This is a genomic window from Streptomyces sp. NPDC022910, from assembly GCF_055561075.1.
Window position 1 is genome coordinate 114,308 of record NZ_JBVHHL010000009.1, and the last position, 23,060, is coordinate 137,367.

Annotated in this window: 19 protein-coding genes and 1 pseudogene; 3 read left to right on the plus strand and 17 right to left on the minus strand. The window is 71.6% G+C overall.

Going from position 1 to position 23,060, the window contains the following annotated elements; all coding sequences use genetic code 11:
- Positions 1-11 precede the first annotated feature (11 nt).
- The 9 genes from ACZ3TS_RS11760 to hrcA form a co-directional block, all read right to left on the minus strand.
- Positions 12-917 carry a ribonuclease Z gene (locus ACZ3TS_RS11760; RefSeq protein ID WP_467616350.1) on the minus strand — a complete coding sequence of 302 codons (906 nt, stop codon included), beginning with the start codon at positions 915-917 and terminating at the stop codon, positions 12-14.
- Between the two features lie 6 nt (positions 918-923).
- Positions 924-1,277: an HIT domain-containing protein gene (locus tag ACZ3TS_RS11765; protein WP_467616352.1), complete on the minus strand. Its 354-nt coding sequence runs from the start codon at positions 1,275-1,277 to the stop codon at positions 924-926.
- A 348-nt stretch (positions 1,278-1,625) separates the two neighbouring features.
- On the minus strand, positions 1,626-4,856 hold the full coding sequence (locus ACZ3TS_RS11770) for a S41 family peptidase (protein WP_467616355.1): 3,231 nt from the start codon (positions 4,854-4,856) through the stop codon (positions 1,626-1,628).
- 71 nt (positions 4,857-4,927) lie between these two features.
- The gene (locus ACZ3TS_RS11775) at positions 4,928-5,494 is read right to left on the minus strand and encodes a hypothetical protein (RefSeq protein WP_467616358.1); all 567 of its coding nucleotides are present in this window, start codon (positions 5,492-5,494) and stop codon (positions 4,928-4,930) included.
- Positions 5,495-5,580: 86 nt separating this feature from the next.
- Positions 5,581-5,973, minus strand: coding sequence for a VOC family protein (locus ACZ3TS_RS11780; RefSeq protein WP_467616361.1), 393 nt, complete (start codon positions 5,971-5,973; stop codon positions 5,581-5,583).
- Between the two features lie 16 nt (positions 5,974-5,989).
- A complete protein-coding gene (locus ACZ3TS_RS11785) occupies positions 5,990-6,730 on the minus strand; it encodes a 16S rRNA (uracil(1498)-N(3))-methyltransferase (protein WP_467616364.1) in 741 nt (246 codons plus the stop codon).
- Positions 6,727-7,848 carry a nitronate monooxygenase gene (locus tag ACZ3TS_RS11790; RefSeq protein WP_467616366.1) on the minus strand — a complete coding sequence of 374 codons (1,122 nt, stop codon included), beginning with the start codon at positions 7,846-7,848 and terminating at the stop codon, positions 6,727-6,729. The genes ACZ3TS_RS11785 and ACZ3TS_RS11790 overlap by 4 nt, the downstream gene beginning before the upstream one ends.
- A 238-nt stretch (positions 7,849-8,086) precedes the next feature.
- Positions 8,087-9,223 (minus strand): molecular chaperone DnaJ, encoded by a 1,137-nt coding sequence (gene dnaJ, locus ACZ3TS_RS11795; RefSeq protein ID WP_467616368.1) that lies wholly within the window; start codon positions 9,221-9,223, stop codon positions 8,087-8,089.
- The gene (gene hrcA, locus ACZ3TS_RS11800; RefSeq protein WP_467616370.1) at positions 9,224-10,243 is read right to left on the minus strand and encodes a heat-inducible transcriptional repressor HrcA; all 1,020 of its coding nucleotides are present in this window, start codon (positions 10,241-10,243) and stop codon (positions 9,224-9,226) included.
- Positions 10,244-10,441: 198 nt separating this feature from the next.
- Here hrcA and ACZ3TS_RS11805 point away from each other — a divergent pair, with 198 nt between their 5' ends.
- Together ACZ3TS_RS11805 and ACZ3TS_RS11810 are read left to right on the plus strand one after the other, a co-directional pair.
- Positions 10,442-11,176, plus strand: a complete 735-nt coding sequence (locus ACZ3TS_RS11805) for an MBL fold metallo-hydrolase (RefSeq protein WP_467616371.1) — start codon at positions 10,442-10,444, stop codon at positions 11,174-11,176.
- A gap of 34 nt (positions 11,177-11,210) precedes the next feature.
- Positions 11,211-12,074, plus strand: a complete 864-nt coding sequence (locus ACZ3TS_RS11810; protein ID WP_467616373.1) for a DUF3097 domain-containing protein — start codon at positions 11,211-11,213, stop codon at positions 12,072-12,074.
- Here ACZ3TS_RS11810 and ACZ3TS_RS11815 read toward each other — a convergent pair.
- The 5 genes from ACZ3TS_RS11815 to lepA form a co-directional block, all read right to left on the minus strand.
- Complete coding sequence (locus ACZ3TS_RS11815; RefSeq protein WP_467616374.1) at positions 12,058-12,237, minus strand: hypothetical protein; 180 nt, start codon at positions 12,235-12,237, stop codon at positions 12,058-12,060. The two genes, ACZ3TS_RS11810 and ACZ3TS_RS11815, sit on opposite strands and share 17 nt — an antisense overlap.
- Positions 12,238-12,462: 225 nt before the next feature.
- Complete coding sequence (hemW, locus tag ACZ3TS_RS11820; protein ID WP_467616376.1) at positions 12,463-13,695, minus strand: radical SAM family heme chaperone HemW; 1,233 nt, start codon at positions 13,693-13,695, stop codon at positions 12,463-12,465.
- A gap of 40 nt (positions 13,696-13,735) precedes the next feature.
- Positions 13,736-15,673, minus strand: coding sequence for a SpoIIE family protein phosphatase (locus tag ACZ3TS_RS11825; protein WP_467616378.1), 1,938 nt, complete (start codon positions 15,671-15,673; stop codon positions 13,736-13,738).
- A 491-nt stretch (positions 15,674-16,164) separates the two neighbouring features.
- The gene (locus ACZ3TS_RS11830) at positions 16,165-18,039 is read right to left on the minus strand and encodes an AMP-dependent synthetase/ligase (RefSeq protein ID WP_467616380.1); all 1,875 of its coding nucleotides are present in this window, start codon (positions 18,037-18,039) and stop codon (positions 16,165-16,167) included.
- A gap of 265 nt (positions 18,040-18,304) precedes the next feature.
- On the minus strand, positions 18,305-20,173 hold the full coding sequence (gene lepA, locus ACZ3TS_RS11835; protein ID WP_467616382.1) for a translation elongation factor 4: 1,869 nt from the start codon (positions 20,171-20,173) through the stop codon (positions 18,305-18,307).
- Positions 20,174-20,469: 296 nt separating this feature from the next.
- On the opposite strand from lepA, the gene rpsT reads away from it, so the two are divergent.
- The gene (gene rpsT, locus ACZ3TS_RS11840; protein WP_467616384.1) at positions 20,470-20,736 is read left to right on the plus strand and encodes a 30S ribosomal protein S20; all 267 of its coding nucleotides are present in this window, start codon (positions 20,470-20,472) and stop codon (positions 20,734-20,736) included.
- A 284-nt stretch (positions 20,737-21,020) separates the two neighbouring features.
- Here rpsT and holA read toward each other — a convergent pair whose 3' ends face one another.
- From holA to ACZ3TS_RS11855, 3 genes and pseudogenes are all read right to left on the minus strand, one after another.
- Complete coding sequence (gene holA, locus ACZ3TS_RS11845) at positions 21,021-22,010, minus strand: DNA polymerase III subunit delta (RefSeq protein WP_467616386.1); 990 nt, start codon at positions 22,008-22,010, stop codon at positions 21,021-21,023.
- 84 nt (positions 22,011-22,094) lie between these two features.
- Positions 22,095-22,340: a hypothetical protein gene (locus tag ACZ3TS_RS11850; protein WP_467616388.1), complete on the minus strand. Its 246-nt coding sequence runs from the start codon at positions 22,338-22,340 to the stop codon at positions 22,095-22,097.
- 61 nt (positions 22,341-22,401) lie between these two features.
- Positions 22,402-22,950: pseudogene (locus tag ACZ3TS_RS11855) on the minus strand (arylamine N-acetyltransferase family protein); the annotation flags it as partial.
- Positions 22,951-23,060 lie beyond the last annotated feature (110 nt).

The window sequence follows — 23,060 nt, forward strand, 5'->3', positions numbered from 1 at the left end:
GTAAGGCCCGGTCAGGCCCGTTTCGGGACAGGCACTCGCAGCAGGTCGTGCGCCACGGTCAGCTCTCCCTCGAACCCGGCGGCCCGGGCCTGCCGCTCGAACTCCTCGGGGTCCGAGTAGCGCTGGCTGAAGTGGGTGAGGACCAGATGCCGCACGCCGGCCTCCCGTGCCACCCGGGATGCCTGGCCTGCCGTCAGGTGACCGTGCTCGACGGCCAGTTCCTCGTCATCGTCGAGGAAGGTCGACTCGATGACGAGCAGGTCGCAGCCCTCGGCGAGGGCGTAGACCCCGTCGCACAGCCGGGTGTCCATGACGAACGCGAACCGCTGTCCGCGCCGTACCTCGCTCACGGCTTCCAGCGGGACACCGCCCAGGGAGCCCTCGCGCTGGATACGGCCCACGTCAGGGCCCTTGATCCCGTGCGCGGCGAGCCGCTCGGGCAGCATGCGCCGTCCGTCGGGTTCGACGAGCCGGTAACCGAACGACTCGACAGGGTGGGACAGCCGGCGGGCTTCGAGCGTGTACGCGGCGGTCGTCGCCAGCACCCCGTCCTCGGCGACCGGTGCCTCGGCAAGCCGCGCGGTCTCCCGGTAGGCCGTCGCGTACCGCAACCGCTCGAAGAAGTGCTGCCCGGACCGGGGATAGTGCGCGGTGATCTTGTGCGGCACCTTGTCCAGGTTGATCCGCTGGATGACCCCGGCCAGCCCCAGCGAATGGTCCCCGTGGAAGTGGGTGACGCAGATCCGGTACAGGTCGTGGGCGGAGACCCCGGCACGGAGCATCTGCCGCTGGGTGCCCTCGCCGGGATCGAAGAGGATGCCCTCCCCGTCCCACCGCAGCAGATAGCCGTTGTGGTTGCGCTGCCGGGTCGGGACCTGGCTGGCGGTGCCGAGGACCACCAGTTCACGTGCGGACACGGCGCCTTACCCGGGGGGCCACTGCAGGCCGCGGCCGCCGAGGACGTGGCCGTGCGCGTGCCAGACGGTCTGCCCGGCCCCGCTGCCGGTGTTGAAGACGACGCGGTAGCTCTCGAGCTTCTCCTGCGCGGCGATCTCGCCGGCCTCGTGGAGCAGGCCGGCGGCGATGGCCGGTTCGGCGGCGGCGAGAGTGGCGATGTCCCGGTAGTGGACGCGCGGGATGACCAGTACGTGGGTCGGCGCCTGGGGGTTGATGTCCTGGAAGGCGACGGTGGTCTCGGTCTCCCGGACGACCGTCGCCGGGACATGCCCCGCGACGATCTTGCAGAACAAGCAGTCGTCCTGCGGCTCTCCCGCCATGGGCGTGCCTCCTCACACAGACTGATCACGACGACGGCATCGTATCGGCCCGGCCTCCGGCAACGCCCCCTTCTTCGCTCCGCGAGCAGGCGCGGCATGGGCCGCCGCCGAGCGGCGGGTCCGGTGACCGGCCGGCCGGTGCTCCACCGGCGGCTTGTGGCGACGGGCCCTCCGTGCCCGCTCTGAAGGGTGAGTCCCCGGCCGGCCGGGGGCGGCACTACGCGGCGGCACGCTCTCCCGTGTTCCTCCGACCACTTGGAAAAGGGCGGGCGGGGAACACCCGCCGCGAGCGGCGGGACCGGGTGCGAGGCGGTGGTGCGCCGGTCCGCCGGCGGCCGGCACGGTGGATCACAGCGCAGGCAGCTCCGGGGGCCTCTTCGCCGGGTGTTCCTCCAGCGCCGCCAGCGCTGTGCGCACCGCCTCGTCCAGCTGGGTGTCACGCCCGGCCGCGTGGTCCTGCGGCGCCTGGACCACCTCGACGTCGGGATCGACCCCGTGGTTCTCCACGCCCCACTCGTAACCCTCCAGCCAGAACGCGTACTTCGGCTGCGTCACCAGCGTGCCGTCCACGAGGCAGTACTTGCTGTCGATCCCGATGACCCCGCCCCAGGTCCGCGTCCCGACCACCGGCCCGATCCCGAGCGCCTTGACCGCCGCGTTCACGATGTCCCCGTCCGAACCGGAGAACTCGTTGGCGACGGCGACGACGGGTCCGCGCGGCGCATCCTCGGGATAGCTGTACGCCCGCAGTCCGCGCGGCAGGTCCCAACCCACGATCCGCCGCGCGAGCTTCTCCACGACCAGCTGGGAGGTGTGCCCGCCCCGGTTCTCCCGGACGTCCACGACCAGCCCCTCCCGGGCGACCTCGATCCGCAGGTCGCGGTGGATCTGGGCCCAGCCGGGCGCCTGCATGTCCGGCACGTGCAGATACCCGAGCCGTCCCCCGGACTTCTCGTGCACGTACGCCCGTCGGTCCGCCACCCACGCGTGGTACCGGAGCGGCTCCTCGTCCGCGAGCGGTACGACGACGACGTGCCGCGGATCGCCCCCGCCCGCCGGTGAGACCGTCAGCTCCACCGGTGTGCCCGCCGTGCCGACCAGCAGCGGCCCGGGCCCGGTCACCGGATCCACCGGCCGTCCGCCGACCGCGATGATCGCGTCCCCGGCCCGTACGGCGACGCCGGGCGCGGCCAGCGGCGCGTGCGCGTCCGGGTCGGAGGTCTCCGAGGGCAGCACCCGGTCGATGCGCCAACTGCCGTCCGCGTGACGGGAGATGTCGGCCCCGAGCAGTCCCTGCCGCCGGTCCGCGCCGACACCGTGGCCGCTGGGCGTGACGTACGCGTGCGAGGTGCCCAGCTCGCCCTGCACCTCCCACAGGAGATCCACCAGGTCGTCGTGCGTGGCGACCCGCGCGAGCACCGGCCGGTACCGGTCCAGTACACCCTGCCAGTCGGCCCCGCCCAGGTCGGCCCGCCAGAAGTTGTCCCGCATGAGGCGGCCGGTCTCGTCGTACATCTGCCGCCACTCGGCCGCGGGGTCGACGGTCTGCCGTATCCGCGACAGGTCGACGGTGATGTTCGCGTCGCTGTTGTCGTCGTTCGGGGCGCGCCGGTCGCTCGGTACGACCTTGAGCTTGCCGTCGGTCCACAGCAGCACCCGCTTGCCGTCACCGCTGACCGCGAAGTGGTCGGCGTCCGCGGCGAGGTGCTCGATGCGCTGCTGGACGAGGTCGTAGCGCTCCAGCTCGGTCTTGGGGTCGGGGTCGTCCGGCGTGGCGCGGGAGGCGCCCAGCACACCGCGCACCGGGTGCCGCAGCCACAGCACCCCGTCCTTGGCTGCGCGCAGTCCGGAATAGCGCGCGGACTCGACCGGGAACGGCACGATCCGGTCGGCGAGCCCCTCCAGGTCGATCCGGGTCGTGGGCGCGCCCTCGCTGTCGGGCGTCTCGTCCTTCTCGGGTGCCTCGAAGGGACGGCCGTGCCGCTGCGGACCGAAGGGGGACGGGGTGGTCGCCGCGAGCGTGATCAGATGGGGCCGCGAGCCGCCCACGAAGGCCAGGTCGAAGACGTGTTCGTCGTAGACCGGGTCGAAGGAGCGTGCCGAGAGGAACGCCAGGTGCTTGCCGTCCAGGGTGAACGCGGGCGCGTAGTCCCGGAAGCGCAGCGGGGTCGCCTCCGTCACCGACAGGTCGGCCGTGTTGGCGAGCTTGAGGTGGCGCAACGGGCGCGGACCGGGGTGCGACCAGGCGAGCCACGCCGAGTCGGGCGAGAAGACGAGCCCGTTGACTTCCCCGTCCTCGCTGCGGTCGACCTCGCGCACCTCGCCGCTGTCCCGCTCGACGAGCAGCACCCGCCCGTCGTCCGCCGCGACCGCGACCCGGCTGCCGTCGGGCGCCACCGCGAGTCCGAGCACCCGCCCCAGCTGCCCCACCGCGAGCCGGCGCGGGATGGCGCCGGGCAGGAGACCGGTGGCGGGCGCGAACTCCAGTGCGTCCTCCCCCTCCGCGTCGGTCACCCACACCACCCACTCCTCGCGGTCGGCGCGGAAGGTGCGCGGCAGCCGGGCACGGACCCCGTGCTCGGCGGCGAGCGCGCGGGCGGGCCCCGAACGGTGGGTGACCCAGTGGACGGCACCGCGCACGGAGATCGCGCTGCCGCGCCCGGTGTGGTCGGGCGAGGCGGCCCCGAACCAGCGGGACGCGCTCACGGGATACGGCTGGAGGTCGGCGCGCTGTCCGCCGAGCCTGATGTCCAGCCGCCGGGGCTCGGCACCGTCCAGGTCGTCTAGGATCCAGAGTTCACCGGCACAGGAGTACACGACCCGGGTGCCGTCGGTGGCCGCGTGCCGAGCGTAGAAACCCCCGAGGGGGGTGTGCCGTCGCAGGTCCGAGCCGTCGGCGAGCGACGAGTACAGCGCACCTGCGCCCTCGTGGTCGGAGAGGAAGACGATCCTCCCCCGAGTTCTCGGCTCCTCCCCCATGCCGACCCACGACGGGTACTCGATGTTCCCGTCGAGGTCCGGGTGCAGCCGTACGAACTCCCCCTCGCCCTCCCGGTCGATCCACAACTTGCCCGCCGTGCCGCCCCGGTACCGCTTCCACCAGGCGGCCTCGCGGCCCATGGGCGCGGACAGCAGGACCGTGGCCGGCCCGTACGCGACCTCGCCGACGGGTCCGTACGGCAGGGTGGTGGCCGGCCCGCCGTCGAGCGGCACGGCACGCGCCCAGGTGCGGCGCAGCGAGGCCTGGCCGACCGTGCTCAGGGCCAGCACCTGCCCCTCCGGGGTCCAGCCGCGCACCTGGGTCTTCGCACTCCCCCAGTACGTCAGGCGCTTGGCGGGGCCGCCGTCCATGGGGGCGACATGCACCTCGGGTGCGCCGTCGCGGGTCGAGGTCCAGGCGACGGTCGTTCCGTCCGGGGAGAAACGGGGATGATTCACCGGGACGTTGTCGGCGCTGACCCGCCAGGCACGGCCGCCGTCGAGCGGGGCGACCCAGACGTCGTCCTCGGCGGTGAAGGCGACCAACTCGCCGTGCAGGTGCGGGAAGCGTAGATACGCGGGCGATGCGGACTGAGTCACCAGGTCACCCTAAGCAGCGATCTCCTTCCCCGACAGGGGTTTTCCCCACATGATCCGGTCCTTTGCGTGCGTCACTTGCCCTGGACCGGCCAACAGGTGGGGTCGCCCTGGCACCAGATCGTCTTCGTCACGGTCACGGTGGGCCGGGGCTCGCCGGGGGTGGTCGGGCGGAATGTGACGGGGGGCGTCGGCGTGCTGCTCGCGTTGCAGTTGCCGAGGCCCCTGACGTGGAACCACTCCCTGCCGCCCACGGTCGCCCTGAGGTCCCCGCGCACGCACTTGCCGTCGACGGCGCGGGTGACCCGGCCCTTGACGGTGATGTCCTTCTTGTCGTCGGTCTGCCCCTGGCAGTCGACGGTGACGACGGTGGTCCCGGACGGCGAGGGGGTTCTGCCGGCTGCGGCGGTCCTGTTGCCGTTGCCGTAGTTGCCCGTGCAGGCGAGCCAGCGCACGTTCACGTGCTGCCGCTCCAGTTCCTTGGTCGCGGTCTGGTCGGTCGTGTACGCCACCGACGCCGTAGTCAGATCACCGGGCCGGCACGCCACGACACCGCCCACGGCGGCCACCGCGAGCCCGGTGACCACCGCGGCCCGCCGCCGTCCCGTCGGCCGCCGCCAGATCCGCCTCACTGCCCCCATGGAGGGCAGCCTGCCACTGCCACGCCCACGACGGTAGAGCGCATACGGCCACCCGAGCGCCCGCGTGTACGCCTCCCGACGTGCCGTCAGGTGCGCAGCAGCAACCACTCCTGGAGTTCCACCAGGTTGCCCTCCGGGTCCTTGAGATGGGCGACGCGCATGCGGTCGGTCATGGGGGCCGGGCCGTGCAGCAGCGTCGCGCCGCGGGACGTTATCTGCTCGCAGAACGCGTCCAGGTCGTCGACGCGCAGCACCACCAGCGAGCGGTGGCCCGTCGCCTCGTCGCCCAGTTCACCGAGGATCCCGGCCATCATCGCCCTGTCCTGCAGCGCGATGCCCGCCGAGCCGGCGGCGGGGCTGAACTTCTCGTACGGCCCCTCCAGCGCCCCCGACTGGGGTTTGAGTCCGAGGACCTCGGCGTAGAACCGGTAACAGCCGGCGAAGTCCGAGACCAGCAGCCGTACCTGGGCGAGTTCCATGGTGTTCCCCCGTGGGTCAGGACCAGCGGCCCGTGCGGCCGAGCAGCAGGGCGGCCGCGGCGGTCCCGGCGGTCGATGTACGCAGGACGGTACGCCCCAGCCGGAACGCCCTCGCGCCCGCCTCCTCGAACTGCGCCAGCTCCTCGGGGGAGACACCGCCCTCGGGCCCGACGACCAGCACGATCTCGCCCTTCGCGGGGAGTTCCACGGTCGCCAGGGGCTCCTCGCCGCTCTCGTGCAGGACCGCGGCGAAGTCGGCTTTGGCCAGAAGTGCCGCAACCTGCTTGGTCGTCGCCGCGTCCGCGACCTCCGGGAAGCGCACTCGGCGGGACTGCTTGCCCGCCTCCCGGGCGGTGGCCCGCCACTTGCCGAGCGCCTTCAGCCCGCGGTCGCCCTTCCACTGCGTGATGCACCGGGAGGCCGCCCACGGGACGATCGTGTCCACGCCCACCTCCGTCATCGTCTCCACCGCCAGCTCGCCCCGGTCGCCCTTGGGCAGGGCCTGGACGACGGTGATGCGCACCGGCGCCGGGGGCTCCTCGTGGAGGGACTCCAGGTCCATGACCACCAGTCGGTCCTTGCCCTCGGCGGCCTTCACCACGCCCTCGGTCCACCGCCCGTGCCCGTCGGTGAGGACCACGTCCTCACCGGGCCGCAGGCGCTTCACCGAGACGGCGTGCCGCCCCTCGGGCCCCTCGAGCAGGAACTCCGGACCGATTCCGTCGAGTCGGTCCACGACGAACACGGGAGCCGTCATCGCCCGGCACCTCCCGCCGACAACGCTGTCTTCGCCGCCTCCAGCTCCGCCGCCAGCACCTCGACGAGCTGCCCGGCAGGCAGTTCGCGGGCCAGCCGGTGGCCCTGCCCCGCCCACAGCGCCATACCCTGCGCGTCGCCCGCCTTTGCGGCCGCCTTGCGCAGCGGCGAGGTGAGGTGGTGGATCTCGGGGTAGGCGGCCGGCGCATACGGTCCGTGCTCCCGCATGAACCGGTTGACCAGACCGCGGGCCGGGCGCCCGGAGAACGCGCGCGTCAGCTCCGTCCGGACGAACAGGGGGTCGGTCAGCGCCCGCTTGTGCACGGGGTGCGCGCCGGACTCGGGCGTCGGGAGGAACGCGGTGCCGAGCTGTGCCGCGCTCGCGCCCGCCGCGAGCACCGCGGCGATCTGGCTGCCGCGCATGATCCCGCCCGCCGCCACGATCGGGATCCCCACACTCTCGCGCACCTGGGCGACGAGCGCGAGCAGCCCGATGCCGGACCCGTCGTTCTCCTGGACGTCCCGGTGGGTGCCCTGATGGCCGCCGGCCTCGACGCCCTGCACGATCACCGCGTCGGCGCCCGCGCTCTGCACGGCCACTGCCTCGTCCGCGGTGGTCGCGGTGACGAGGGTGAGAGTGCCCGCGCGCCGCAGGGCCTCCAGAACCTCCGGGGCCGGAACCCCGAAATGGAACGAGACCACCGGGACCGGGTTGTCGAGGAGGACGGCGAGCTTGACGTCGTAGCCGTCGTCGCGGCCGCTGTCGGGGTCGCCCAGCTCGGTCTCGTACCAGGCGGCCTCGCCTGCGAGCTGGTTGGCGTAGACCTCGACCGCGGCGGGAGAAGGCAGCGCGGCGCCGGCCGCTCCGGCGGAGCCGGTACTTGCACCGGGATACTCGGGCTGCGGCATGAACAGGTTCACGCCGAAGGGGCCGCCCGTGAGCGCGCGGAGCTGCTTGATCTCCTGGTACATGCCGTCGGCGGTTTTGTACCCGGCGGCGAGGAACCCGAGGCCACCGGCGTCGGACACGGCGGCGGCGAGCTGCGGCACGGAGACGCCGCCCGCCATGGGGGCCTGCACGATCGGATGGCGGAGGAGATCGGTCAGCGCGGAGGACATGACGGCATGTTGTCACGTCCTCCGAACAAGTCCGAATCCGGCCTTCCTCTGGCATATGCCAGAGGAAGGGGCCGCGGGTCAGGAGTGGTGGGATGTGCCCGCGTCCAGTGCAATTCAGCCGACGGCCGACGCCATCAGCCCGTCCGGCACCTGGGGACGAGGCCGTGGTCCGGGGGGCCGCAGCTCCAGGAGCGGCCCTCCAGGCACTGCCGCCCCCGCCGGGGGCGCCCACCCGGCGTCACCGCCCGTTGAAGGCGTCCTTCAGCCGTGAGAACAGCCCCTGCTGCCCCGGCTGGAACTGCCCCTGCGGGCGTTCCTCGCCCCGCAGTTGCGCCAGCTCGCGCAGCAGCCGCTCCTGCTCGGGGTCCAGCTTGGACGGCGTCTGCACCTCGACGTGCACGACCAGGTCGCCCCGGCCGCCGCCGCGCAGATGCGTGACGCCGCGGCCGTGCAGCGGGATCGACTGCCCGGACTGCGTACCGGGACGGATGTCGACCTCCTCCAGGCCGTCCAGCGTCTCCAGCGGGACCTTCGTGCCGAGGGCCGCCGCCGTCATCGGGATGGTGACCGTGCAGTGCAGGTCGTCGCCGCGCCGCTGGAAGGTCGGGTGCGGCAGCTCGTGGATCTCGACGTACAGGTCGCCGGCGGGACCGCCGCCGGGGCCGACCTCGCCCTCGCCCGCGAGCTGGATCCGCGTGCCGTTGTCCACACCCGCGGGGATCTTGACCGTGAGCGTCCTGCGGGAGCGCACCCGCCCGTCGCCCGCGCACTCCGGGCACGGGTTCGGGACGATCGTGCCGAAGCCCTGACACTGCGGGCACGGCCGGGAGGTCATGACCTGACCCAGGAAGGACCGCGTGACCTGCGAGACCTCACCGCGGCCGCGGCACATGTCACAGGTCTGCGCGGAGGTGCCGGGCGCGGCACCCTCCCCGTTGCAGGTGTTGCAGACGACGGCCGTGTCGACCTGGATGTCCTTCGTCGTGCCGAAGGCCGCCTCGTCGAGCTCGACCTCGAGCCGGATCATGGCGTCCTGGCCCCGGCGGGTGCGCGAGCGCGGTCCGCGCTGCGACGCCGTGCCGAAGAACGCGTCCATGATGTCCGAGAAGTTCCCGAAGCCGCCCGCGCCGAAGCCACCCGCGCCGGCGCCGCCCGCCTGGGACAGCGGGTCGCCGCCGAGGTCGTAGACCTGCTTCTTCTGCGGGTCCGAGAGCACCTCGTACGCGGCGTTGATCTCCTTGAACCGCTCCTGCGTCTTGGGATCGGGGTTGACGTCCGGGTGCAGCTCGCGGGCGAGCCGACGGAACGCCTTCTTGATCTCCTCCTGCGACGCGTCACGGCGCACGCCGAGTACGGCGTAGTAGTCCGTGGCCACTTACGACTCCGCCAGGATCTGTCCGACGTACCGTGCCACCGCTCGTACCGCTCCCATCGTTCCCGGGTAATCCATGCGGGTCGGTCCGACCACGCCCAGTTTCGCTACTGCCTCGCCGCCCGAACCGTAGCCCACGGAGACGATGGACGTGGAGTTGAGTCCCTCGTGTGCGTTCTCATGACCGATACGCACCCGCATGCCCGGATCCTTCGCCTCGCCGAGCAACTTGAGGAGCACGACCTGCTCCTCGAGCGCCTCGAGGACGGGACGGATGGTGAGAGGGAAGTCATGCGCGAAGCGGGTGAGATTGGCGGTGCCGCCGATCATCAGCCGCTCCTCGGTCTCCTCCACGAGCGTCTCCAGCAGGGTGGAGAGCACCGTCGCGACCGTGCCGCGGTCCTCCGGTTCCTCGAAGGCCTCGGGCAGGTCCTGGACCAGCTGCGGAACGTCCGCGAAGCGGCGGCCGGCGACCCGGCTGTTGAGCCGCGCGCGCAGATCCGCGAGAGACGTTTCTCCGAAGGGGGCCGGGCAGTCGATCATGCGCTGCTCGACGCGGCCGGTGTCCGTGATCAGCACGAGCATCAGCCGGGCCGGGGCCATCGACAGCAGCTCCACGTGCCGCACCGTCGAGCGCGTCAGCGACGGGTACTGCACGACGGCGACCTGCCGGGTGAGCTGTGCGAGCAGCCGTACCGTACGCGTCACGACGTCGTCGAGGTCGACGGCGCCCTCCAGGAAGTTCTGGATCGCGCGGCGCTCGGGCGGACTCATCGGCTTGACGGCCGCGAGCTTGTCGACGAAGAGGCGGTAGCCCTTGTCCGTGGGGATGCGTCCGGCGCTGGTGTGCGGCTGGGCGATGTAGCCCTCCTCCTCCAGCGCGGCCATGTCGTTGCGGACGGTGGCCGGGGACACACCGAGCTTGTGCCGCTCGGTGAGCGCCTTGGAGCCCACCGGCTCCTCGGTGCCGACGTAGTCCTGGACGATGGCGCGCAGCACTTCGAGCCTGCGTTCACTGAGCATCGCGCGCACCTCCAGCTGTCTGTCCGTCCCCTTGACGCTTCCCCTGGCACTCTGCGCGTGCGAGTGCCAGCACCCCGCAGTCAGTGTACGGCGGTCGGGTACGCCCCGGGCAAGGCCGGGCCGCGCCCTGGTACCGACGTGTACCGACCTGTCCCGGGGTGTCCTGCCAGGCGGGAGGTCTGGGGATAGCGTCGCCTTATGACGGTGCTCTGGGAAGGGTCCGGGTGGGAGACGCTCGGTCCGAGGGCGGGGCGCAGACGGCTCCCGGTCTGGGACTGCACAGCCGGGCTGGTCGTCGGCGAGCGCGCGGCGCTCATGATTGACGCGGGGTCGAGCCTGGGCGAGGGAACACGGTTGCGCACCGAGGCGCGGCGGCTGCTCGCGCCCCTGGGCCCGGACCGGCGTGTGACACATCTCGCGCTCACGCATCCCCATTTCGACCATGTCTTCGGGGCGGCGGCGTTCGCGGACGTGGAGGTGTTCGGGGCGGTGGGCATCGACGGGGTGCTCGTCCACGAGCGCGGCGAACTGGTCGCGGACGCGGTGCGCAACGGCCTGGACCCGGATGGGGCGACCGAGGCCGTGGACGTGCTGGTCCTCCCCCGCCACCAGGTCTCGGGCGAGTGGACGCTCGACCTGGGCGGGGTGCAGGTGCTGCTCGCGAATGTGGGACCGGGCCACACGGCCCACGACCTGGTGGTCCTCGTCCCCGGGGAGCGGGAGGTGGTGTTCTGCGGGGACCTGGTGGAGGAGTCCGGCGAGCCCCAGGCCGGCCCGGACGCGATTCCCTCGCACTGGCCGGCGGCCCTTGACCGGCTGCTGGAGCTGGGCGGGGAGGACGCGGTGTACGTGCCGGGGCATGGTTCGGTGGTGAACGCCGGGTTCGTCCGTTCCCAGCGCGACGAACTGGCGGCCCGTTTCGGCGTGTCGTAGGAACCGGTGGACACCTTCTCCTATCGTCATCCGAATGCGCCCACCCGTCTCCCACCACCGCCCTTCCAACGAGGGCCCTTCGGGCCCGCACCCCCGTTCGTACTCGCCGGACCTGACCCCGCCGTGGAAGAAGCCGCAACCCGTGCCGGAGGTTCCGGCGGACCCCGGTCTGGTGGTGGAGGAGCCGAGCACAGGCTTCTGCGGCGCGGTGATCCGCTGCGAGGCGGGCACGGTGACGTTGGAGGACCGCTTCGGCAAGCACCGCGTGTTCCCGCTGGAGCCACGCGGCTTCCTCCTGGAGGGCCAAGCGGTGACGTTGGTGCGCCCTTCTTCATCGGCGCCGGTACGCCCCACACGTACGGCCTCGGGCTCGGTCGCCGTCCCCGGCGCACGCGCACGCGTGGCCCGCGCCGGCCGGATCTACGTGGAGGGCCGCCACGACGCGGAACTGGTGGAAAAGGTCTGGGGCGACGACCTGCGCATCGAGGGCGTGGTGGTGGAGTACCTGGAGGGCGTCGACGACCTGCCGTCGATCGTCTCGTCCTTCTCCCCCGGCCCCGACGCCCGCCTCGGCGTCCTGGTGGACCACCTGGTCTTCGGCACGAAGGAGTGGCGCATCGCCGAGTCGGTGACGAGCGAGCACGCACTGGTGGTGGGCCACCCGTACATCGACATCTGGGAGGCGGTGAAGCCGGCGGCCCTGGGCATCGCAAAGTGGCCGCGCGTCCCGCACGGCCAGGACTGGAAGAAGGGGGTGTGCCGGGCGCTGGGGTGGCCGGAGAACACGGGGGAGGCGTGGCGGGGGATTCTGGCGCGGGTGCGGTCCTACAGGGACCTGGAGCCGGAGTTGTTGGGGAGGGTGGAGGAGCTGATCGACTTCGTCACCGCGCCGGGATAGACCGAAACTCGCCGGTGTGGATGCCGGTGTCCAGCACGGGCAGGTGCAGCATCTCCCCGAACTTCCAGTTCCGCCGGCTCCGGTAGTCGGCGCACTCGCCCCTTCCGTGAGGCTCGGTGAGCACCAGGCATTCCGCCGCTGCCGCATCGACGATCAGATACACCGGCTCCGCGGGACACCGTCCTGGACGTCCTCCACCGTGCGGTTGTGCACCAAGTCCGGGCATCTCGTCATCACGATGTCCCCTCGCAGCAGCTCAGCCCTGACGCCCTCAGGGACTTCGAGCGTGCCGAAGACTCGATCGCCTGCCTGTCGTTCATGGCTGCACGCCAGGAACGCGACACACATCCGCAGCGGCCCTTGAACTGCGATCCACCACGACGAGTGATCAGTCCACCAGGTCCCGCACCACCGCATCCGCCAACAGCCGCCCCCGCAGCGTCAGAACGGCCCGCCCCTCCTCGTACGGCCCCTCCTCCAGCAACCCCTCCGCCAGCGCCCGACGAGAGGCCACCAGCCCCTCCTCCCGCAACAGCGACAACGGCACCCCCTCCCGCAGTCGCAGCTCCAGCAGGATCCGCTCCACCCGGCGGTCCTCCTCCGACAGGAGCTCGCGGCCGGCCCCCGGGGAGCGGCCCGCCGCCAGTGCCGCCGCGTACGCCCCCGGGTGCTTCGCGTTCCACCAGCGCACCCCGCCCACGTGACTGTGGGCGCCGGGGCCCGCACCCCACCAGTCGGCGCCACGCCAGTACAGCTCGTTGTGGAGGCAGCGGCCGGAGTCGGACGTGGCCCAGTTCGAGACCTCGTACCAGTCGTAGCCCGCCCCCGCCAGCACCTCGTCGGCGATCAGATAGCGGTCCGCGTGGACGTCGTCGTCCGTCATGGGGATCTCGCCCCGGCGGATGCGGCGGGCCAGCTGCGTACCCTCCTCGACGATCAGCGCGTACGCCGATATGTGGTCGGGGCCCGCGCTCAGCGCCGCGTCCAGCGATGCCCGCCAGTCGTCGTCCGACTCCCCCGGCGTGCCGTAGATCAGGTCCAGGTTGACGTGCTCGAAGCCCGCCGCCCGGGCCTCGGCCACACAGGCCTCGGGGCGGCCCGGGGTGTGGGTGCGGTCCAGGATCTTCAGTACGTGCGGGCGTGCGCTCTGCATGCCGAAGGAGATCCGGTTGAAGCCGCCCTCCCTCAGCGTGGCCAGGTACCGCTCGTCCACCGACTCCGGGTTCGCCTCCGTGGTCACCTCCGCGTCGTCCGCGAGCCCGAACTCGTCGCGGATCGACCCCAGCATCCGTACGAGGTCCTCCGCTGCCAGCAGCGTCGGCGTGCCGCCCCCGACGAAGACTGTGCGGACCTCGCGCGGGTCGCCGCCCAGCACCTTGCGGGCCAGGCGGATCTCCTCGATCAGCGTCTCGGCGTAGTTGTCCCGGGACGCCAGCACCCCGCCCGTGCCGCGCAGCTCCGTCGCGGTGTACGTGTTGAAGTCGCAGTAGCCGCAGCGCGTCGCGCAGTACGGCACGTGGAGGTAGAACCCGAGGGGGCGCTCGGCGGCCTCGGCCAGGGCGTGCGCGGGCAGCGCGCCGTCCTCGGGAACGGGCTCGCCGTCGGGAAGTGCGGAAGGCATGTCCTCCATTGTCCCGTACCGCCGGGACAAGCCACTCCGCTCATTCCGCCTGCAGCACGAGCAGCGCCAGATCGTCCTCCGGCGGCTTCCCGCCGAACTCGTGCACCAGCCTCCGGATCCGTTCCGCGATCAGCTGTGCGCTCAGCCCGGCGCAGCCGGCAAGTGCCGCCGCCAGTCCGTCCCCGTCGTCGAACTGACGCGACCCGCTGCGCCGCTCGGTCACCCCGTCGGTGACGCACAGCAGCGTGTCGCCGGGGTGCAGCTCGAAGGTCTCGCAGGTGTACGCCACGTCCTCGACGACCCCGAGCAGCGTCTGCGACTGCGCCATGGCCCGTACGCCGCCGTCCGGGCCCAGTAACAGCGGCAGCGGATGCCCGGCGGCGGCGAGCGTGCAGCGCACCCCGCCCTCGACGGGGACCAGCTCGCCGTGGAGAAGGGAGAGGAAGCGGGCGTGCGGGCCGTCGTCGGCGACCGGCATCGGCGCGCCCGCGGCGACGAGCGCCCGCGCCGCGGCGTCCGAGGCCTCGGTCGCGTCGTCCAGCAGCAGCTGGTTGAGACGGTCCAGGACGTCGGGGACCGCGTAGCCCTCGCGGGCCAGCAGCCGCAGCCAGGGCCGGGCCAGACCGATCACCACGGCCGCCTCCGGCCCCTTTCCCTGGACGTCACCGAGCGCGAAGCACCAGCGTCCGTCGCCGGCCGGGAAGATGTCGTAGAAGTCGCCGCTCGGTCCGCCCTTGTCGCAGGGCTCGTACACGAGCGCGCTGCGTACCCCCGGGATCTCGGCGACCGCTCCGGGCAGCAGTCCGCGCTGCAGCACCCGGCTGATGGTGGCCTGGCGCGCGTACTGCCGGGCCGCCCCGATGGCCAGCGCCACCCGGCGGCTCAGGTCCTCCACGAGCCCGGTGACCTCGTCGGGGAAGCACAGCAGGCCGGCCCGCCCGATGACGAGTGTGCCCAGCGGCCGCCCGCCGGCGATCAGCCGGTACGCGAGTGCCGCCCCGGTCGCGCCGCGCGCACCCAGCGCCTCGCCGGGCCAGGGCACGGTCACCGCCCGGGAGCGCACCGACTCGGGCAGCCGGGGCGGGTCCTTCTCCAGCGCCCGGCGCAGCTCCTCGATGCAGTTCTCGCTGCCGTGCCAGACGCGGGCGAGCCGGGGCCCGGGGGCGACCGCCGCCTCGGGCCCGTGCCAGCCGGTCGCCTCGTCCTCGAGCCACACCGCACACCAGTCGGCGAGCCGTGGCACGAGGAGCTGTCCGGTGAGCGCGGCGACCAGGTCCTCGTCGAGCTGCCCGGCGAGCAGGTCGGATGCCTCGGCGAGGAAGGAGAGGGCGCCGCGGCCCCGCCAGTCCCGGTCGTGCACGACGCGGGCCGGCTCGGCGAAGGCGGAGAGGTCGGGTCCGAGGACCTCGGCCGCGCTCAGCCCGCGTTCCAGTGGCCTCTCACTGGCATACGCATCGAGCTCGTCCTCGACGTCGAGGGCGCCGTCGAGGGGCAGCTGCGCCCAGACGGTCTTGGTGCCGGTGCGGTAGGTGATCCCCCAGGCCGTGGAGAGCGCGGAGACGAGCCGCAGCCCACGCCCGTACTCCGGTATGCCATAGGGGTGTTCGGTGCTGTCGTCCCGTACCGCGCGGGAGGGGTGGTGGTCGGAGACCTCGACGACGAGGCCGGGCGGCCCGTCCTCCGCGTCCTGGAGACGGCACGCGACGTCGACGTCCGTGCCCGCGTGCACGACGGCGTTGGTGACGAGTTCGCTGACGACCACCAGGGCGTCGTCGGCCAGCCGTTCGGTGAAGGTGTCGGGCTCGGCGGCCCGGGCCCAGTCGGTCAGGGCGGCGCGCACGATCCGGCGGGCGGCGCCGGCCGCGAGCGGGCCCCCGGGCAGCGTCGTGCGCACCACCGCACGCACCCCTGCGCCCTCCGGCGCAGGGGTATCAGGGGCACGGGAAACGGTCTCCCGTTGCGTGGGAATGGCCCCCATGGACAGCTCCCCAGGCAGTTCGGACGAATACGCCTCTGGCGATGCGGACAGAGTGACAGATCGACCACGCCCATAAGCGCCGAGTTACCGAAGTGAGCCGCCATGAGTGAGAACAGTGCTACAGATGTGTTCGAAGACGGACAGATTCGAGCATCGAATCTCCGTCCTCTCGCGGCGATGACAGCCGCCGGGACGGACCCCTGGTGGCCCCGGCGGCCGACACGACGCGCGTGGACCGCGAGGTCGGTCATGAGGGCCAGTCGGGCGGGTGCGCCGTTGTCGAACCTGCACCGCAGGAAACCAGCAACTGAAGCGCCTGACCGGGGACGGTTCCGGACCGGGCGGAGTTGCGTACCCAGGTCCGGGAACCACGGCATCCGGTCGCGGGGGTTCGCGCCACCTGAGGTGCGCGGGGAACTGCGCGAGCAGCCACCGACGGCCCGCAGAGGGCCGACGGTGGCTGCTCGACCTCGGCCCTCCCGGCGGAGCGACTACGCCTCGCGCGTCCCGGCGTACATCTCGTCGATCAGATGCTTGTACTCCCGCTCCACGACCGGCCGCTTCAACTTCAGGCTCGGCGTGATCTCACCGTGCTCCACGTCGAGGTCACGGGGCAGGAGACGGAACTTCTTGATGGTCTGCCAGCGCTGGAGGCCCTCGTTCAGCTGCTTGACATAGCCGTCGACCATCTCGACCGTGGCGGGCGCGGCGACGACCTCGGCGTACGGCTTGCCCTCCAGGCCGTTCTCCTTCGCCCACTCCAGGATGGACACCTCGTCGAGGGCGATCAGCGCGGTGCAGAAGTTCCGGTCGGCGCCGTGCACGAGGATGTTGGAGACGTACGGGCACACCGCCTTGAACTGGCCCTCGACCTCGGCAGGCGCGATGTACTTGCCGCCCGACGTCTTGATGAGGTCCTTCTTGCGGTCGGTGATGCGCAGATAGCCGTCGGGCGACAGCTCGCCGATGTCGCCGGTGTGGAACCAGCCGTCCGCCTCCAGCACCTCGGCGGTCTTGTCCGGCAGCCCGTGGTAGCCCTCCATGATGCCGGGGCCGCGCAGCAGGATCTCGCCGTCGTCCGCGATGCGCACCTCGGTGCCGGGCAGCGGCTTGCCGACAGTGCCCGTCCGGTACGCCTCTCCCGGGTTCACGAAGGAGGCCGCGGAGGACTCCGTGAGGCCGTAGCCCTCCAGGATGTGGATGCCGGCGCCCGCGAAGAAGTACCCGATCTCGGGCGCGAGGGCGGCGGAGCCGGAGACGCAGGCGCGCAGGTTGCCACCGAACGCCTCGCGGATCTTGGCGAAGACGAGCGCGTCGGCGACCTTGTGCTTGGCGCCCAGGCCGAAGGGCACGGCGTGGGTGCCGGTGCGGCGGAAGTTGTCCTGCGAGACCTTGGCGTACTCGCGCGCGACTTCGGCCGCCCACTGGAAGATCTTGTACTTGGCGCCGCCACCGGCCCGCGCCTTGGCCGCGACCCCGTTGTAGACCTTCTCGAAGATGCGCGGGACGGCCGCCATGTAGGTGGGCTGCACGACCGGCAGGTTCTCGATGATCTTGTCGACGCGGCCATCGACCGCGGTGACGTGCCCCACCTCGATCTGGCCCGAGGTGAGCACCTTGCCGAAGACGTGCGCGAGCGGCAGCCACAGGTACTGCACGTCCTCGCTGCCGACCAGACCGGTCGCCGCGATCGCCTTCGCCATGTAGGCCCAGTTGTCGTGCGGCAGACGCACGCCCTTGGGGCGGCCGGTGGTGCCTGAGGTGTAGATGAGGGTGGCGAGCTGGTCCTTGGTGATCGCCCCGACCCGCTCCTTGATCAGCTCGGGGTGCTTCTCGAGGTGGGCGGCGCCACGTGATTCCAGCTCGGCGAGGGTGAGCACCCGGTCATCGGTCTCGACGCCCTTGGGGTCGATCACCACGACGTGGGTCAGCTCGGGCAGCTCGCCGCGCTTCTCCTGCGCCTTGGCCAGCTGCTCCACGTTCTCCGCGATGAGCACCTTGCTCTCGGAGTCGGAGAGGATGAAGGCCGACTCCTCGGCGTTGGTCTGCGGGTAGACGGTCGTCGTGGCCGCGCCGGCACACAGGATGCCCAGGTCGGCGAGGATCCATTCGACCCGCGTGGAGGAGGCGAGCGCCACCCGCTGCTCCGGCTGCACACCCAGCTCGATCAGTCCGGCCGCGATCGCGTAGACCCGCTCGGCGGCCTCGGCCCAGCTCAGCGACTTCCAGTCGTCCGGGCCCTGGCCGGAGGCCGGGGGCACGGGGTAGCGGTACGCCTCGGCGTCCGGCGTGGCCGCCACGCGCTCCAGAAAGAGGGCCGCCACGGACGGCGGACGGTTCTCGATCAAAGTCTGTGTGTCGCTCACGACATCCTCCGGGGCCCGCGATGGTGCGGCTGGCTCATTGCGGCTGGCTACTACGGCTGGCTACTGCGGCTGGTGTCACTCACGCATCGTTGTTTAACTCGCGAGTAACTATCGAGCAGGGATCAGGGTAGAGCCCGACCGGCCGGTGCGTAAGAGGCGGCGGCCTGTCACTTCCTACAGAGAGCGACCGGGTGCGTGCACAGGGGCCCGCCGCACTTTCGTACGACGAGCCCCCGTTCGGCCCGGTTTTCACGGACTACCCGCGTTACTTCTTGCCCTTGGCCGACCCCGCGCTGTCATCGCTGGACAGGACAGCGATGAAGGCCTCCTGGGGAACCTCCACGGAACCCACCATCTTCATCCGCTTCTTGCCCTCCTTCTGCTTCTCCAGCAGCTTCCGCTTGCGGGAGATGTCACCGCCGTAGCACTTGGCGAGGACGTCCTTGCGGATGGCGCGGATGGTCTCGCGGGCGATCACCCGGGAGCCGACGGCGGCCTGCACCGGCACCTCGAAGTTCTGCCGCGGGATGAGTTCCTTCAGCTTGGCGACGAGACGTACGCCATACGCGTACGCCTGGTCCTTGTGGGTGATCGCCGAGAAGGCGTCGACCTTGTCGCCGTGCAGCAGGATGTCCACCTTGACCAGGGAGCTGCTCTGCTCGCCGGTGGGCTCGTAGTCGAGGGACGCGTATCCGCGGGTCTTGGACTTCAGCTGGTCGAAGAAGTCGAAGACGATCTCCGCGAGGGGCAGCGTGTAGCGGATCTCGACCCGGTCCTCGGACAGGTAGTCCATGCCGAGCAACGTGCCGCGGCGGGTCTGGCACAGTTCCATGATCGCGCCGATGAACTCGGTGGGCGCGAGGATCGTGGCCCGTACGACGGGCTCGTACACCTCGGCGAGCTTCCCCTCGGGGAACTCACTCGGGTTGGTCACGACGTGCTCTTCGCCGTCCTCCATGATCACGCGGTAGACCACGTTGGGGGCGGTGGCGATCAGGTCGAGACCGAACTCGCGCTCCAGCCGCTCGCGGATCACGTCGAGGTGGAGCAGGCCGAGGAAGCCGACGCGGAAGCCGAAGCCCAGGGCTGCGGAGGTCTCCGGTTCGTAGACGAGCGCGGCGTCGTTGAGCTGGAGCTTGTCGAGGGCCTCGCGCAGGTCGGGGTAGTCGGAGCCGTCGAGCGGATACAGGCCCGAGAAGACCATCGGCTTCGGGTCCTTGTACCCGCCGAGAGGCTCCACGGCACCCTTGGCCTGACTGGTGATGGTGTCACCGACCTTGGACTGGCGGACGTCCTTCACACCGGTGATGAGGTAGCCCACCTCGCCGACGCCGAGGCCGTCGGCCGGGAGCATCTCGGGCGAGTTGACGCCGATCTCCAGCAGTTCGTGGGTCGCGCCCGTGGACATCATCCGGATCCGCTCGCGCTTGTTGAGCTGGCCGTCGATGACACGGACGTATGTGACCACGCCCCGGTACGAGTCGTACACGGAGTCGAAGATCATCGCGCGGGCGGGCGCGTCGGCGACACCGACCGGCGCGGGGATCTCCCGTACCACCTTGTCGAGGAGCGCGTCGACGCCGACGCCGGTCTTGGCGGAGACCCGCAGCACGTCGTCGGGCTCGCAGCCGACGAGGTTGGCGAGCTCCTCGGCGAACTTCTCGGGCTGCGCGGCCGGCAGGTCGATCTTGTTGAGCACGGGAATGATCGTGAGGTCGTTCTCCATCGCCAGGTAGAGGTTGGCGAGGGTCTGGGCCTCGATGCCCTGGGCGGCGTCGACGAGGAGGATGGTCCCCTCGCAGGCGGCGAGCGATCGCGAGACCTCGTACGTGAAGTCGACGTGCCCCGGGGTGTCGATCATGTTGAGGATGTGCGTGTTGCCCGGATCGTGGGTGGGGGCCCACGGCAGACGCACCGCCTGGGACTTGATCGTGATGCCGCGCTCGCGCTCGATGTCCATGCGGTCGAGGTACTGAGCGCGCATCTGCCGCTGCTCGACGACACCGGTCAGCTGGAGCATCCGGTCGGCGAGCGTGGACTTGCCGTGGTCGATGTGCGCGATGATGCAGAAATTGCGGATCAGAGCCGGGTCGGTACGGCTCGGTTCGGGCACATGGCTAGGGATCGCGGGCACGCAGGGTCCTGATTCTTGAGGCGTCCGCAGTGTCTGCGGTCTCGGGTCGGATCGATACGTAGCTTCCATGGTCCCACGCGCGGGAGGCTGCGCCCGGTTTGGGCCACTCCGGGACGGGCCCGGGGGCCGGATCGAAGCCCGTTCGGGGCGCCGACGGCCGGTTTGGGCGGGCCCGAAGGCGGCTGGTAGCCTGAGTGGCTGTGTCTCCTGCCCTCTCAGCGCGAGGCACGTCTTCAACAAATCACCGGCGCGTGAGGCGACCAGCCTCGCGTGCCTGAACCTGTAGAGGCTCATTCGTGGCGAACATCAAGTCCCAGATCAAGCGGAACAAGACGAACGAGAAGGCGCGCCTGCGCAACAAGGCCGTCAAGTCCTCGCTCAAGACCGCGATCCGCAAGGCTCGCGAGGCCGCTGCCGCGGGCGACGCCGAGAAGGCCACCGAGCTCCAGCGCGCCGCCGCGCGTGCGCTCGACAAGGCCGTCTCGAAGGGCGTCATCCACAAGAACCAGGCCGCCAACAAGAAGTCGGCGCTTGCTTCCAAGGTCGTGGCCCTCAAGGGCTGACACTTGATTTGACGCCGGAGGGAACCGAGCGGGCCCTCTCTCATCCGCTCCCATCCGGCACCCCGGGTTCGTACGCGGCCTGCGTTCGCCACGCGGGTACGAGCCCACGAGCTTGGACCGAGGCCCCGCCCCCGCCCTTCCCCAGGGCGAACGGCGGGGCCTTCGGCGTGCCAGGCGGCGGTGCCCCTGGATCGACGGTGCCCTAGATGGATGGCACTCGGGATCGATGGGTGCCCTGATCGATGGGTGCCCTGGATCGATGGTGTCCGGGATGAAGGCTTCGCCTACGCCCGCCCCCTGGAGCGTGCCGCCCGCGCCACCGTGACGACCGCCTTCTCCAGGGCGTACTCCGGATCGTCCCCGCCGCCCTTCACGCCCGCGTCGGCCTCCGCCACCGCACGCAGGGCGACCGCCACCCCCTCCGGCGTCCAGCCCCGCATCTGCTGCCGCACCCGGTCGATCTTCCACGGCGGCATTCCCAACTCCCGGGCGAGGTCCGCGGGGCGCCCGCCCCGCGCCGACGACAGCTTCCCGATGGCCCGCACGCCCTGCGCGAGCGCGCTCGTGATCATCACCGGCGCCACTCCCGTGGCCAGCGACCACCTCAGTGCCTCCAGGGCCTCCGCCGCCCGCCCCTCGACGGCCCGGTCCGCGACCGTGAAGCTCGACGCCTCGGCCCGCCCCGTGTAGTACCGCCCGACCACCGCCTCGTCGATCGTGCCCTCGACATCGGCGACGAGCTGCGACACCGCGGACGCCAGCTCGCGCAGGTCGCTGCCGATCGCGTCGACCAGCGCCTGGCACGCCCCGGGCGTCGCCGAACGCCCCTGCGTCCGGAACTCTCCGCGCACGAACGCCAGCCGGTCCGCCGGCTTGGTCATCTTGGGGCAGGCCACCTCACGCGCTCCCGCCTTGCGCGCGGCGTCGAGCAACCCCTTGCCCTTGGCGCCGCCGGCGTGCAGCAGCACGAGGGTGATCTCCTCGGCGGGCGAGGCGAAGTATCCCTTCAGTTCCTTGATCGTGTCGGCCGACAGGTCGTGCGCGTTGCGCACGACCACGACCTTGCGCTCGGCGAACAGCGACGGACTCGTCAGCTCGGCCAGCGTGCCCGGCTGCAGCTGGTCCGAGGTCAGATCCCGTACGTCCGTGTCGGCGTCGGCGGCGCGGGCGGCGGCCACCACCTCCTGCACGGCACGGTCGAGCAGGAGGTCCTCCTGACCCACGGCAAGCGTGACGGGGGCGAGGAGGTCGTCATTCGCGGTCTTCTTGGCCATCACGGAAAGCATCCCACGCGCCACTGACAACGCGACCGGACCGCCCGACGGTCACGGCCGGACCCCGGGCACCGCCCCGCACGGCTACGGCTCCTCCCGCCAGCCGTCCCACTCCCCCGCGAACGCGTCCAACTGCTCCGGGTCGAGGCCCTCCTCCCTGTCCCGCAGCACCACCAGCCACTGCGCGTCCTCGGCATCGTCCTCACCGGCCAGCGCGTCCCGGACGATCCGCGGTTCCTCATGCAGCCGGAACCGCTGCCCGAGCGCCTCCGCCGCCTCTTCCGCGGCATCGCGGTCGGGCAGCACCAGCACATGTCTCACATCGCTCACGACGCCATTTTCCGCTACGCCCGGCCCGGCCGACGCCGCGGTCCGCCCCGGAAGGTCCAGGTCACCGCCCATCGACTGCCGTTCCGCGGGCCGTGGGCACCCGGTCCAGCCCGATCCCGAACCGCTCCCGGTACAGCTCCAGTACCTCCTCGTCGCTCGTCAGGTCCGTCACCTTCCTCTTCCCGTCCGGGGCCGTCACCGTCAGACGGCTGTCGCTGAGCGTGATCCGCCCCCCGTCCTCCGTGACCCGCGAGCACACCAGCGACCGCACGAAGTGCGAGGCCGGCGACGTGCTGTTCCACCAGGCCCCGATGGTGAAGTCCCCGAGCGCCCTCGGCCGCACCTCCAGCCGGTACTCCGGCCTGCCGTCCCGCACCACGTCGAGGTCCCCGAACTCCGCGGCACCGCCGCCTCCTCGCACCCCCGCCACATCCGCTCGGGCCTCGATCACCCGGAACACACCGGCGGGGTCCCGCTGCTCACCCCGCTCCCCGAACGCCAGCGGACAGTGGCTGTGCGCCACGAAACCGACGTCCGCCAGCCAGTCGCCCCCGTCCACCGTCCGCACCCGCAGCGCCGCGACCGTACGGCGAGCCGGGTGACCGTACGGGTTGCGCTCGGCGCCCCGCGCCAGCACCAGGGCAAGGACGGCGGCGGTCACGGCTGCCACGTAGAAGAGCAGGCCGGTGAACGACTTCACGGCGCGGCCGTTTTTACTGT